This window comes from Streptomyces sp. NPDC002870 (assembly GCF_042888505.1).
Lineage (GTDB): Bacteria > Actinomycetota > Actinomycetes > Streptomycetales > Streptomycetaceae > Streptomyces.
On record NZ_JBIAPW010000044.1, the window covers coordinates 1 to 12,470 of the forward strand.

Genomic DNA, 12,470 nt, shown 5'->3' on the forward strand with positions numbered 1-12,470 from the left:
CCGTCATCGAAGGAGCCCCCCACGGCCTCCTATGGACCCACGCCCAAGAAGTCAACAACGCCCTCCTCACCTTCCTCACCAAGTAACAACCCACCCACAACCCCACCACCACACCCTCGGACTCCGTACCCCCCACAACACGGAGTCCGAAGGCGCCGGCGTTCCGCGTCGCCTGCCAGGACATCCGCGTGTGGATGAAGAGCCTTGGGTAGTTCTTCGCCGGCACGCGGGCTCGTCGTCAGTCCCGACGCAGAGCGAGGCGTGACGAATCATCAGATGTCCATGCGATACCGCCGGATGTCCGGGTCGGTAGGAGTTCCCACCGCCGCGCGCTGGTGGCCGGGGTCACCACGGCGACGCGGGGCCCGTAGATGCGGGGTCGGCCCGAGCCGCCGGGTGCGGACGGGTCGCCCAGTCCGGCTTCGCCGGCGGGTATGCGCCCGGCGGTCGGCAGCAGGAACGGGCGGACCGACCAGTCGGCATCCGTTCCTTCCTCCGCCCCGTTCCGTCACGCCCGCCCGACGCCGAGAGTTCGTGGTCCTCCATGCATGCATTTGCAGGACTGGCAATTTTGTTTGCCGACGGAAGTCACGTGGTGCGACCGTGATCGAGGAGGTGGTCACCATGACCCGCAACGGTGAGAACAATGTGACCGGAGCCCTCGATGCGGCGGACGCATCGTCCGGGCACAGCGCCTACGACGTGGTCATCGTCGGTGGTGGGGCTGCAGGCCTGAGCGCGGCACTGGTTCTCGGCCGCGCACGGCGCAGCGTCCTCGTGGTGGACGCCGGTGAGCCCCGCAACGCGCCGGCCGCGTACATGCAGGGGTACCTGACACGGGACGGGATGCCTCCCGCTCAGTTTCTCGCCGAGGGGCGGCGGGAGGTGGAGGCGTACGGCGTTCGGCTTGTCCATGACGAGGTGATGGCAGTACTGCCTGACGGGGACGGGGAGTTCGACGTCGCGCTGGCGAACGGCGGTACGGTGCACGCGCGCCGGGTCGTGGTGGCCACCGGCCTGGTCGACGAGCTCCCGGACATCCCCGGCATTGCCGAGCGCTGGGGCCGTGATGTCCTGCACTGTCCCTACTGCCACGGCTGGGAGGTGAGGGATCAGCCCCTCGCAGTGCTGGCTTCGCCGGTTCTCGGGGCTCACCAGGCTCTTCTGCTCACCCAGTGGTCGAAGGACGTGACGCTCTTCCTGCACACGGTCCAGGAACTGCCGGAGGCCGAGTGGCAGCAGCTGGCGGCGGCGGGCGTCACCGTGGTGGAGGGCGAGATAGCTGCTCTTGAAGTCGAGGACGACCGGCTGACCGGGATCCGGCTCGCGAGCGGCGCCGTTCTCCTGCGGCCCGTTCTGTTCGCGGGAGGCCTCCCCGTGGCGCGGGACTCCCTGCTCCGTGCGCTCGGTGCGCAGACGACGGAGACCCCGGTGGGCCCTTACCCCCAGGTGGACGCGACAGGCCGTACGAGCGTGCCCGGCGTCTGGGCCGTCGGGAACGCCGCCGGACCCACGGAGCAGGTGATCAATGCCGCGAGCGCGGGGTACCGGGCCGGCGTCACCATCAACGCGGAGCTGCTCTTCGGCGACCTCGAACAGGCCGCAGCACGCACCCGGGACGAGGGCGGCACGGCAGAGGCCTAGGGGGAACTCCCCGCCCAGGCTCCGTGAGGCGACCGCGCGAAGAGCCGGGCGGAATCGCGCGTCGGCCGCCGTGAACCGTCCGCCTCGTAGGGACGTGGAAGCGAATGCAGGGCCGCGTAGCAGGTTGGACGCCATGGGTAGCTACGCGGCCCTGTTTGACCCGTGACGCAGACGGCTGTCACCACACTTTTCGGCCAGCTTTCGTATAGCTACGGCGAGGGGACAAGTAGCCCCGCGTAACCGTCGTCGGTGGCGTCTTCGACGCAGGAGATCCTGTTCGTGCTGACGCTGGGCGGGCTGGCGTACCTGCGGCGCCGTGGGTGGCTGCGGCGGTGATGCTGCTGGCTGTGGCGGTGCTGTCGTATCGGCAGGGGGTGCAGGCCTACCCCGTCCGGCGGTGGGTCCTACGTTGGTCCAGCAGGGCGGGCAGCGTGACGTCCGCTCCTTGCCGGGGATCCGTCAGTTCGGTGGCCAGCAGGTCGACCGCGGCGCGCAGGGCCGGATGGCGGCCGGGCCGGGCGGGAACGTGGACGACCTCGGGAAGCGCACGCAGGAACGGGTGCGCCTGACCGCGGTCCAGCCGGTACGCGCCGCACAGCAGGAGCGTGTCATCGGGAGCCGGCTCGTCGTTGAGGTTGCCGTTCAGCTCGTTGTCCACGCCGCCGGAGAGGCCGTATACCCCCTCTGGTTGCGGCTGCGCTGGCAGGTCCGCCGCCGCCCGGTCCGGGCTGTCGCTCATGCCGTGCATCGTTCTGGGACACAACCTCGTCTTCGACGACAACGCCCTGGTGCTCGAAGGCGACTGGCACCCCAAGTCCCTGGTCGTCCACCAGTTCGCATCCAAGGCCGCACTCCAGGAGTTCTGGGACTCCCCGGAGTACCAGCCGTTGAAGGAGCTCCGCCGCAGGTACTCCACGGTGAAGGTGGTCGTCGGCGAAAACACCTGACGCCGCGGTCGCGTTCCCTCGCCCCCAAGTGCCCTGGCCACGGCTGAAGACCTGCCGGCCCAGGTGGAGGCCGTGAACGCGCCGCAGCCAGGCGGACGGTGACCACCGTCTGCCAACTGAGCACCGCGAAGCATCAATGGAGCAGAAGGTGAACAGGGACTCGGCCTGCCGAACCGCCCGCCGAGCCGAAGCCGGGCCCCTGCTCAGCGCACGCATCTGGGGGTGCGTCGGCGGGACCGGCAGGAGAGTCCCGACCCACGCACCGTCCGCAGGGCCTCGGAAAGGGTCAGGGCGTCGGCAGCTGGAACAGCTGATACTCCGCGACCGTTTCGAATCCCATCCGCCGGTAGACCGGTTCCCCCATCGCGCTCGCCTGGAGCGTGCCGACCCGCAGTCCGCGTTCCTGTCCGGCGCGCAGGGCTGCCGCGGTCAGTGCCGCACCGATGCCCTGGCGCCGGTGGGCCTCGGCGGTCGTGACCACGTAGATACCCGCCACTCCGTGTGCCTCCAGCATGAGGGCGGTCCCCACCGCCTCCCCGTCGAGCCGTCCGGTCAGCCGGACGACGCGGGCGGTGTCCGTCCGTCCGGCCTCGAGCCGTACCGCGTCGTCCCGAAGGTGCGGGGCAACGCCGAAGGACGGGCTGTAGGCGTGCACCCACTCGGTGAGTGCGGCGGCAGTGTCCACCGTCTCGATCTTGAGTCCGGCGGGCCTGTCCAGTTCGGTGAGTCTGTCCGGCCGGACGGCCATTACCGGCATCTCGCCGACCTTCACCGCCCCGCGGTCGGCGAGCACGTCCGCAACGCCCGGCGCGCTGTCGGGCCCCACCCACCACATCCACGGAACCCCGTCCAGCCGATCGGTGGCGTGCTCGACGGCGAGGCCGGCCTGTTCCCTGCGCCGTAGGCGCAGCACCCCGTTGAGCTGGGGATGCGGCAACCCGCTTCGGTAGTAGGCGAGGCCCTCGTCCTGGCTGCCCTCTTGCCCCCAACCCAACCAGTAGTCACGGCAATTGGCCAGCTGGGACTCTATGTCTCCCACGTCATTCACTCCGTTGTCCGTACCTCGGTGACAGCCCGCTCCTCGCGGCAGTCGATACGGCACAGTGCGCGAGGGGGATCCAGCAACAGGGAGAGGTCGGAGGGGACCAGCGATACCCTCGGCGGCAGGCGGCCGCCTCGGGCCCTGTTCCGTACGGTGGGCCGCTCCTCACGTCCTGCGGGCGGGCCCTGATGACCGGGATCTTCGCACGGACGGTGCTCCTCTTCCTTCTCCTCCAACGGTGGCGGACACCCCACGGTTCAGATGGGCACCGCGGTCCGCACCCGACCCGCGCACCGAGCAGGGCAGCCACAGCGCGGCGGCCCGGGGCGGGTGCTGCGGCTCAACGCACCGAAGCCTGACGACGGCGCCCGGCCTCGCCTGCGGAAGCCGCTCAGGTCTCCTGACCGGCCTCGCGGCCACCGGGCTCCGCTCCATGCGGCCGCTCCGGGGCGTGCAGCCCCCGGGTGAGCGCGTCGGCAGGTGAGGAGGGCTCGTGCCGCGGCTGCTTGTTGATACGGCGCCGCAGTTCGGCCGAGCGTCGGTAGACCTCCCTGCGGAGGCGGTTGAGTTCGCCGAGCGGCGCGTGCTCCGGCCTCGTGCGCCAGGGATTGATCGCGGTGGCGTCAGCGGCCTCGATATTCCGCTCGTCCGAAATATCCTGGGCCGGAATGCGCAGCAGCGCGACCGCGCGAAAGGGGGAGAGTTCCTCTGGCCATGCCACGGAGCTGTTGTCCACCGGCGTCGTCGAAAGGCTCGTGCACAGCTGGGCCTCCAGTGTGAACGTGTGGGCGCGCTCGGCCGTCTCGGCCACGAGCGTCCGGCGGAACGGCTCGTCCTCGGCATCCGTGTCGACGCCGCGGTGGACCACGGAGGACACCGTGTCCGTCGTGGGAGCCATGCGAAGCCTGGCGATGTAGCGCCCGAAGCGGACGGCGCCGATGTTGTAGTAGCGGTACAGGAAAAGGTGCTGCCGCTCGATGCGCAGCAGGGACACGAAGGCGAGCAGTTCGTCCCACCGCCAGTCATCCGGTTCTGCCGTTCCCCCGCTGGTGAGCAGTTGCTCCAGGACCTTGTTGCGCGATGCGGTGGTGGCCAGCGAGTCCGGCAGCTCCTCCAACAGCCGTTGGGTGGTCACGTAGTCGTGCGCCGTGTTGGAGAAGAACACCGGGGAGTTGACCATCGGGATGTCGAGCGTTCCGCTGTCCTCTCCGTTCAGCAGCGACCGTCCTGGAACGCCGAAGAGCTTGACGCCCATGCCCAGGATGGGGCCGAGATACCGGTCCGCCCGGATGTGCGCGACACCGTTCGAGTACCGGACCACGGCGTCGTAGGTACGGGGATGGGAGAAGAGCCCCTGGGCGTACTGCTTCGGCAGGCCGTCGAGCACCTCGAGTTCGCCCGCCACCAGGCCGAACGATTCTGCGTGCGCGCCCCGCAGGGCACGGCCACCCTCGTCGTACACCCGGCCGCGCATGAAGGCCTCCATGTCGTCGACCAGCCGCTTCTCGTTCCTTTGGTAGTCGGGGGGCAGGCTCTGCTGATAGGCGGAGAAGGGTACGAGAGACATGGCTATCTTCCTGTTCTCCGGCTCTACCGATGCGTTGCGTGTCCGTCGCGGCGCATCGGCGACGGGCATACGGCGCGTAGGTGCGGCCGGGGTAGTGCGTCGACAGGACGGACCTCGCGTACGGCTGGGACGCTGGTGTGGATCGCTGGTCCGTCGGCTGGCGGCGCGCGGGTAGGAACGTCCGCCCGGAGCACTGGATCGAAGCGCCGGGCAGCCCGGGCTGCAAGGCTGGAGGCGGGCTGAGATGCGCCGTTCCCGGCCTCCCCCCCGGGGGAGCCGCAGTGCGGCCCACTGACCAGGCCCGCTCCGCTGCTCCATTGACTGTTACGGCCACTGGTTGCAGCGGGTTCACACTGCTCGGGACACGCCCCCGGCAGCGGGGCGGACGTAGCCGCCGGCACCCACCGGACAGCACTCGCGCCTGACAGGTCCACGGCGCTGAGGGGTACGCCGTAACCTGGGCGGCGTGCACGCTAAGGAAGAGAGGTCATGGAATTTATGAGCAGGGGCGAAGGCGTCATCGACGACAGCCTGGCTGCCGGCCGGGATCGCGCCTTCGTCGGGCGCCAGGCAGAACTCTCGCTGTTCAAGGCTGCGTTGACGGGCGAGACTCGAGCGTGCCCCATCCACTACCTGCACGGGCCGGGCGGAATCGGCAAGTCGATGCTGTTGCGCCGGCTCGCCAGGGAGGCCCGCCAGGCGGGCCGTACGGTCGTCGAGGTGGACGGCCGGACCGCCATCCCCACGCCAGAGGGCTTCGCCGAGGCGGCCGGGCCGGATGTGACCGCTCCGGGAGTGGTGCTGCTCGTGGACACCTTCGAGAAGTGCCAGGGGCTCGAGGGCTGGCTGTGGGAACGCTTCCTGCCGCAGCTGCCCGTCGGCGCAGTCGTGGTCGTGGCCGGCCGGAGCGCTCCCGACCTGCGTTGGGCCGCCGATCCCGGGTGGGACGGCCTGCTGCAGGTCACTTCCCTGCGAAACCTGGCGCCACCGGATGCCGCCGCGTTCCTCACCGCGCGGGGCGTGCCGCCCCGTGTCCACACGACGCTGCTGTCGTTCACCGGCGGCAACCCTCTCGCGCTCGCGCTGGCGGCCGCCCTCGCGGTGAAGGACGAGGCGTCGACACCCAGTTGGCGGCCCGATCAGGACGCCCTCGCCTTCCTCCTCCCCCAGCTCATCGGGGACACGCCGAGTCCCCTGCACCGCCGGGCGCTCGAGATCTGCGCCCATGCCTACGTCACCTCCGAGTCCCTGCTGCGGGTTCTCATGGGCGACGATGCGCCGGAGCTGTTCTCCTGGCTGCGCGTCCAGCCGTACATAGAGACGTCGGCCGCCGGGCTCTTCCCTCACGACGCCGTCCGGGAGTCACTGGAGGCGGACCTGCGGTGGCGGGACCCGGACGGGTTCGCCGCGATGCACGGGCAGATGCGCCGGTACTTCCTCTCTCGAGTCCGCTCCGCGCCCGAGTCCCAGATACTCCGGGCCACCGGCGCACTGACCTACCTCTACCGCAGTGACGGCCACATGTCGGAGTTCAACGACTGGCGCGAGGCGGGCCTGTTCGAGGACCAGCCGTACCGTCCGGCCCAGCGCGAGCGTGTCCTGGAGCTGACACGCAAGGCCGAGGGCGAGGAGTCCGCGGCGGTCGCGGCCTTCTGGCTGGACCGCCGGCCAGAGGCGTTCCGCGTGTACCGGTCGACCCAGACCGGTGAGGTCGTCGCGTTCTCCGCCTGGCTGCGCATCGAGGAGCCGGAGGGTCTGGACGTCGATCCGGTGGTCGCCGCGGCCTGGCGGCACGCGCGGGCGAACGGGCCGCTCAGACCGGGCGAGCACCTGGCGCTGGCCCGCTTCTCGGTGTACCCCGAGGAGTACCAGCGCCCGTCGGCCCCGATGACTTTCATACAGTGGCGCGCCACCGGAGAATATGTCCGGGCCAACCAGCTCGCCTGGACGTACGCCGTGCTGCGGGACAACGGATCCTGGAACGACTATCTGCGCGACCTCAACCTGCTGCCCGCCGACGAACGGCCCACGGTCGGCGACCACAGCTACGCGCTGTTCTGCCACGACTGGCGCGCTCAGCCGGCCGACGCCTGGCTGCAGGAGAAAAGCGCCGCCATGCTGTCGGGCGCGTCCATGACCCCTGCGCCGGCGCCGGCGCAGGGGGGGCTGGTCGTGCTGTCACGGCCGGAGTTCGACGCGGCGGTCCGGGAAGCACTGCGCACGCTGCGGAAACCGGCGCTGCTCGCCGGCAATCCACTCAACCGCAGCCGTCTGGTCGTCGGCAGCGGGCACAGCCTGTCCGAAATTCTGGCGGCCGGCGCAGAGGGCCTGCTCGACGAGCGCAGCGGAGAGAAACGCCATCGTGCGGTGACCACCACCTACTTCACAGGGGCGCCCACCCAGGAGGCGGCGGCGGAACGTCTGGGACTGCCCTTCAGCACCTACCGGCGGCATCTCACGTCCGCCATCGAGCGGATGAGTGACCTGCTGTGGCACCACGAACTCCGGGGCACCGAGCTGCCGGTCAAGGATCGGGGCGGGGAGCCGGCCTGACAGCGCGACCGCTTCCGGGGGGCGTACGGCGCGGTCCGCGGCGGCGGCCCAGCACCGGTGTGTCGCGCCTGCGGCATCAGCTGTCGCGCGGCGGTCACCGCCTCGTCGCTCAGCGGCGTGGGACGCAGGGTCTCGGGGTCCAGCCGCACCTGCACGCGATGGCCGTCGGCGTGCAGCACCGTCCCGTCCTCGGACAGGACGCGGAAGCCGTAGGTGTAGCTCGACCGGCCCAGCCGTTCGATCCAGAGGTGCACGCCCACCGGACCCACGTCCGCGATCGGCGCGTGGTACTCGATCCTGAACTCCCTCACCACCTGGAGCGTGTCGGGAAAGCGCGAGCGGGCCGGGTCGAAGTGCCAGCCCCTCTCGGTCGAGTAGGCCGTGACCGCGCGCTCGACGATCAGCGGGTAGCGCGCGTTGCCCACGATCCCCTGCATGTCGAGGTCGTCGACGTGGATGTGCACCGACTGCGCCTGGGTTGTACGGGGTCATGGTCGGCGGCGGCGCTGCTCAGTTCCCAGACCGGTTCACTGATCAGTACGTGCGCGGCGCCGACCGACCTGCTGCCACGGTCGGCCCCGCCGCCGCCTGACCCGCGCTGCGCCTTGCACCGGCCCGCGCCGGGACGCCCCTCGGTGCGGGGGCGCCGTTCAGCCGGGTGTCACTTCTTGACGAGCTTGCCGTCGGGGGCCACCGCGAACCAGGTGCCGCCCACGCCCTGGCCGTTGACGTCGCCCGGCTTCTTGTCGCCGGTGAACCAGTACAGCGGCCAGCAGTCGATGGTCTGCTGCTTGGTTCCGTCGGGCCGCTTGAAGGGGATGACCAGCTTGGGGTCGATGCCTCGCACGTCGTTCTTGTCGATCAGGGCGGCGGGCTTCCACTTCTGAAGGCAATCGCCGGTGCACGCGGTCGTCATCGGCCAGTCTGTGTCCTTGGTGAAGCGGTACAGGGTACGGCCCTTGCCGTCGACCAGGATCTCGCCCAGTTCCGGGTGCTTGACGGTGGACATGCCCGGCAGGTCACCGCTGCCCGCGCTCTCGTCCGCTCCGCTGCCGTTCCCCGCGCCCCCGCCGCTGATGGCGTCCAGTACGCCCTCGAGCCCGGGCACGCCCTCCTCGGGGAGCGTGGCGAACCAGGTGCCGCCCACGCCCTGGCCGTTGACCTGTCCCGGCTTCGTGTCCTTGGCATAACGGTAGACAGGAATGCCTGCCACGGTCAGCTGGTCGATGCCGTCGGGTCGCTTCAACGAGCCCAGCAGGCCCGCCTCCAGCCCGGCCGGCACCGTCACTCCGGCGGCGGGGACGGGCGGCCACAGCTTGGCGCAGTCGCCCACACAGGCGGACGCGGAAGGCCGTGCGCTGTCGTTCGTGAAGCGGTACAGGGTGAATCCTGTGGCGTCCGTCACGATCGGCCCCAGATTGGGGTCATTAGCCAGCGTGAGTTGCCCTGCCGGGGCGTCGAGGCCGGGGACGTTCCCTGCCAGGTCTTCCGGGTTCACGGCGACGGTCTCTTTCGCCCTGCCGACGGCTTGCCCGCCTTCGGAGCCGCCACACGCCGACGTGAACACGATCGCGACGGCCGTCAACGCGACCGCTCCGGTACGCCAGCTCACCATGGCAACCAGCCTTCCCTCGCTGTTCCGCAGCGCCCGGCGGCGCTGCCCGGATCTCCCTACGAGGGGCAACGGAAGGAGGTTCACCGCATGTCGGGGTCGGTCACTTCCCGTACGGCGCCGTGGGGCCGGATCAGTCCGGTCTCGTAGGCCGGGATGGTCGCCTGCACCCGGCCGCGAAGCGCCGGCCCGCCCAGCAGCGCGCTGACGTGGGACCTGACCGTGCCGGTCGCGACGCCGAGTCGGATGCCGGGTGACGGCAGGGGCGAGGATGCCGCCACCGGTCGCGACCAGGGCGGACGGCCGCCGGGCAACTCCCGCATCGAAGGGGGCCGCGCGAGCGGCACGGTGTGCCGCGTCAGCTCGGCCTGAGCGTGGCGGCGACTCACAGCCGTACCGTCGCCGCCCCGCCTCGCGGGCCTGCCGTGGCCATGGCGGGGCGGCAGTCGGCCCGGCGATACAGACCACAGGAAATGGGCGTGCCTTGTTCGACTGGGATCAGGGCGTTCGCCTCACTCGGCATTCCGGACCGAGAAGTACTTTCTCATCCGCAACGAGTCAGTCCTTGAACGCCTCAATCTCACAGTCCCTTACGATCTTCTCGTTCTGCGGGGAACTCTTTTCGTCCTCTGAGACGCTACGGTCGTAGGTCCAGCCGTCAGAAGTGGCATTGACCTTCAGCCCCCTGTCATTGATGCACTTGACCCAGGCCAGTTCGACGTCCGCGTAGTCGGGGTTCTTGTTCGGATCCCGCTCCGGTGGGGTGACGGGCTCTTTCTTCTCGCACGCCTTGAGCGCTGTCGGCGGCTGCTTTTCCAGGTCGGCGTCAAGGGTGAACGTACCGCCCGACTTGGGTCCCGTGACCTCCTCCACTTTGCCGCCATTGGTCTTGAGGCACGAGTAGTAGGCATTGTAGAGCTGCGTCCATTCAGCCTCTGTGCTGTCGAGGCGAAGACGCGGCCGACCCTCCTCAGGATCAGCGGTCTTCGCGGTTCCGGGGCCCTTCTTCGCTCCCTCTTCCAGAGAGGCAACCTCTTTCTCTTTGCCCCCTTCAGAGCCACTTGAGCCACCGCAGGCGGTAAGGACGGTGGCAACAGTCAGGGCAGCAGCGCACATTGCAGCGGACCGCCGGAGTACGGCAGGCGTAGAAGAGCGTCCAGTCGTCGAATCGATCACGCCGACGAAGCTATCGGACAGATGTAAAGAATTGGTGAGCGGCGTATAAGGACCCACACCAACTCATCACCAGCCGGCAGCCAGTGACCCCGGCGTCGGCGTCCGGCCGGTGTGGCAGTCCAGGCAGCCCCGGAGATGCTCGGCCAACGGCGGATCCCAGGGCGGCCGAGGCGCTCCAGGCTCTGTCCGGCCAACCCACGCTGGCTCACACTCTCTTCCCCGTCGACTGCGGCCCTGCGGACCCCCCTCCGACAGGTGGTTGAACCGACTACGCATTCGCGACGTTGCAACGCTGAGTAATCGACAGCCAGGGCGTGGAGCCACCATCCACGACTGAAGGAGACCCGTGTCCCGTACGAAGTCGCGCCACCGAGCCGCGGCCCGGCCCCGTCGCAGGAGGACGGCGGCCCGGCTCCGTCACAGGAGGACAGCCGTACTGCTCGCCTCTGTGGTGGGGGTCGCCGCACTGATCTACGGCTGCCTGCCGGAACCGCACACGGGCGCTGTGGCTGCCGGAGCGCGGGAGACGCCCGCATGGTCGGAGGAGCAGCCCGAGCCGAACGAGCCGAGCGCGTCGGCCGGCCCGTCGATCCCGGCCACCGGGTCCGGGGAGTTCGTCACCGCGCGTGACACCCTCGGGCCCGTCGGAAACGGCACCCCCCGCCGGTTCCGGGTCCAGATCGAGGACTCCCTGGACTTGTCACTGTCAAAGACCGCCCGCGAGGTGAACGCGATCCTCGAGGATCCACGCGGATGGACAGCCGAGGGGGAGGCCTTCCAGCTGGTCGCGTCGGGACACGTGGACTTCACTGTCAAGATAGCCACCCCCTCGACCGTCGACGCCATCTGCGGCGCCGCCGGTCTGGACACCCAGGGCAAGGTCAACTGCACCGTGGGCTCGACGGTGGTCGTCAACCTCAGGCGGTGGCAGCTCGGATCACCGCAGTTCGACGGCCCCATCGAGGAATACCGTGCCCTGATCATCAACCATGAGGTCGGGCACCGCCTGGGACACGGGCACGAGAGCTGCCCGGGCCCGGGGAGGCTCGCTCCCGCGATGATGCAGCAGATCAAGGGCCTCAAGGGCTGTAAGTCCAACGCATGGCCCTACGACCGCCAAGGCAAGTACATCAAGGGGCCACCGGTCGACTGAGCCGCGGGCTCGCGGCAGTCGGCACTCCGTGGGTCTGCGTGCTGTTCGCGGCGGCCCGGGCACGGATCGCTCCATGGCCGGTACGGAACTCAGTGGCCGAGGACGACGATGCGACGTCACTGATCTCGCCGTCGGCCGGGTGACCGGACCCATCCGGCGCGCGGGGGTACTGCGGCGCTATGGGCTCTTCGAGACGCCGCGTGCGTTGCGGCGAAGCCCGGCCTCGCCACGCCGGCACGCTCCCGTCCTCAATTGCCCCCCAGCCCGGAAGAACCTGTGATGTTGTCCGTCAGCTTGCGCAACAGTCCCTGGGCGGTTGCGAACTCTTCGTCCGTCAGGCCCATGGCGGCACCGATGCTGTTGGGTACGGTGCTGAGGTCCTCGCGCATCGCGTAACCCTGAGGAGTGAGGACGACTTCGACAATCCGTTCGTCGTCGGCTCGTCGTTGCCGCTTGATCAGGCCGTTCGCTTCAAGCCGTTTGATGAGCGGGGTGACCGTCCCGTAGTCGAGCTGCAAGGCCGACACGAGGTCTTTCACGGCAGCGGATCGGTTGCGCCACAGTGCCAGCATGACCAGATACTGGGGGTAGGTGAGCCCTGCCCCCTCCAGCAGCGGACGGTATGCCCCGGTTACGGCCCGTGAGGCCGCATAGACGGTGAAGCAGAACTGATCGTTCAGGAGGGTGGCGGAACCTGGCTTGGCCGGTACCGCCGACGGTTCGTCTCTCATACAGCGACTCCCTGATCGGCTCGCCACTGGGCAGCGGGCACACCG

The 12,470-nt window shown here is 69.5% G+C and carries 12 protein-coding genes and 1 pseudogene; 4 read left to right on the plus strand and 9 right to left on the minus strand.

Translation table 11 applies throughout. The features are described 5' to 3' along the window. A partial coding sequence (locus ACFYWY_RS34275) for a hypothetical protein (protein ID WP_389194144.1) occupies positions 1–226 on the minus strand: 226 nt, incomplete at its 3' end. Between the two features lie 398 nt (positions 227–624). Here ACFYWY_RS34275 and ACFYWY_RS34280 point away from each other — a divergent pair. Beyond that, on the plus strand, positions 625–1,644 hold the full coding sequence (locus tag ACFYWY_RS34280) for an NAD(P)/FAD-dependent oxidoreductase (RefSeq protein ID WP_389194147.1): 1,020 nt from the start codon (positions 625–627) through the stop codon (positions 1,642–1,644). Between the two features lie 472 nt (positions 1,645–2,116). Here ACFYWY_RS34280 and ACFYWY_RS34285 read toward each other — a convergent pair. Beyond that, a pseudogene (locus tag ACFYWY_RS34285) lies at positions 2,117–2,392 on the minus strand (cupin domain-containing protein); the annotation flags it as partial. Between ACFYWY_RS34285 and ACFYWY_RS34290 the strand changes: the two are divergent. Further along, positions 2,382–2,591, plus strand: a complete 210-nt coding sequence (locus ACFYWY_RS34290; protein WP_389194150.1) for a DUF1330 domain-containing protein — start codon at positions 2,382–2,384, stop codon at positions 2,589–2,591. The pseudogene ACFYWY_RS34285 and the gene ACFYWY_RS34290 sit on opposite strands and share 11 nt — an antisense overlap. A 286-nt stretch (positions 2,592–2,877) precedes the next feature. On the opposite strand, the gene ACFYWY_RS34295 is transcribed toward ACFYWY_RS34290, so the two are convergent. Continuing rightward, positions 2,878–3,630, minus strand: coding sequence for a GNAT family N-acetyltransferase (locus tag ACFYWY_RS34295; protein ID WP_389194153.1), 753 nt, complete (start codon positions 3,628–3,630; stop codon positions 2,878–2,880). Positions 3,631–4,024: 394 nt separating this feature from the next. Continuing rightward, a complete protein-coding gene (locus ACFYWY_RS34300) occupies positions 4,025–5,200 on the minus strand; it encodes a catalase family protein (RefSeq protein WP_389194156.1) in 1,176 nt (391 codons plus the stop codon). A gap of 489 nt (positions 5,201–5,689) precedes the next feature. Here ACFYWY_RS34300 and ACFYWY_RS34305 point away from each other — a divergent pair, with 489 nt between their 5' ends. After that, entirely contained in the window at positions 5,690–7,753 is a 2,064-nt protein-coding gene (locus tag ACFYWY_RS34305; RefSeq protein ID WP_389194159.1) for an ATP-binding protein, read from the plus strand. On the opposite strand, the gene ACFYWY_RS34310 is transcribed toward ACFYWY_RS34305, so the two are convergent. The 4 genes from ACFYWY_RS34310 to ACFYWY_RS34325 all read right to left on the minus strand — a co-directional run bounded on the left by ACFYWY_RS34310 (position 7,642) and on the right by ACFYWY_RS34325 (position 10,541). Beyond that, positions 7,642–8,217: an acyl-CoA thioesterase gene (locus ACFYWY_RS34310; protein ID WP_389194162.1), complete on the minus strand. Its 576-nt coding sequence runs from the start codon at positions 8,215–8,217 to the stop codon at positions 7,642–7,644. The genes ACFYWY_RS34305 and ACFYWY_RS34310 overlap by 112 nt on opposite strands. A gap of 197 nt (positions 8,218–8,414) precedes the next feature. Beyond that, positions 8,415–9,368 (minus strand): SCO0930 family lipoprotein, encoded by a 954-nt coding sequence (locus ACFYWY_RS34315; RefSeq protein WP_389194164.1) that lies wholly within the window; start codon positions 9,366–9,368, stop codon positions 8,415–8,417. An 80-nt stretch (positions 9,369–9,448) separates the two neighbouring features. Further along, positions 9,449–9,754: a hypothetical protein gene (locus tag ACFYWY_RS34320; RefSeq protein WP_389194167.1), complete on the minus strand. Its 306-nt coding sequence runs from the start codon at positions 9,752–9,754 to the stop codon at positions 9,449–9,451. Between the two features lie 169 nt (positions 9,755–9,923). Continuing rightward, positions 9,924–10,541 (minus strand): hypothetical protein, encoded by a 618-nt coding sequence (locus tag ACFYWY_RS34325; RefSeq protein ID WP_389194168.1) that lies wholly within the window; start codon positions 10,539–10,541, stop codon positions 9,924–9,926. Between the two features lie 346 nt (positions 10,542–10,887). Here ACFYWY_RS34325 and ACFYWY_RS34330 point away from each other — a divergent pair, with 346 nt between their 5' ends. After that, a complete protein-coding gene (locus ACFYWY_RS34330; protein ID WP_389194171.1) occupies positions 10,888–11,694 on the plus strand; it encodes a DUF3152 domain-containing protein in 807 nt (268 codons plus the stop codon). Between the two features lie 248 nt (positions 11,695–11,942). Here ACFYWY_RS34330 and ACFYWY_RS34335 read toward each other — a convergent pair whose 3' ends face one another. Next, positions 11,943–12,425, minus strand: coding sequence for a MarR family winged helix-turn-helix transcriptional regulator (locus ACFYWY_RS34335; RefSeq protein ID WP_389194174.1), 483 nt, complete (start codon positions 12,423–12,425; stop codon positions 11,943–11,945). Positions 12,426–12,470 lie beyond the last annotated feature (45 nt).

Coding starts and splice junctions, on each gene's coding strand:
- ACFYWY_RS34290 (WP_389194150.1), top strand. CDS start 2,382: ATGCCGTGCATCGTTCTGGGACACAACCTCGTCTTCGACGACAACGCC.
- ACFYWY_RS34300 (WP_389194156.1), bottom strand. CDS start 5,200: ATGTCTCTCGTACCCTTCTCCGCCTATCAGCAGAGCCTGCCCCCCGAC.
- ACFYWY_RS34335 (WP_389194174.1), bottom strand. CDS start 12,425: ATGAGAGACGAACCGTCGGCGGTACCGGCCAAGCCAGGTTCCGCCACC.
- ACFYWY_RS34315 (WP_389194164.1), bottom strand. CDS start 9,368: ATGGTGAGCTGGCGTACCGGAGCGGTCGCGTTGACGGCCGTCGCGATC.
- ACFYWY_RS34305 (WP_389194159.1), top strand. CDS start 5,690: ATGGAATTTATGAGCAGGGGCGAAGGCGTCATCGACGACAGCCTGGCT.
- ACFYWY_RS34280 (WP_389194147.1), top strand. CDS start 625: ATGACCCGCAACGGTGAGAACAATGTGACCGGAGCCCTCGATGCGGCG.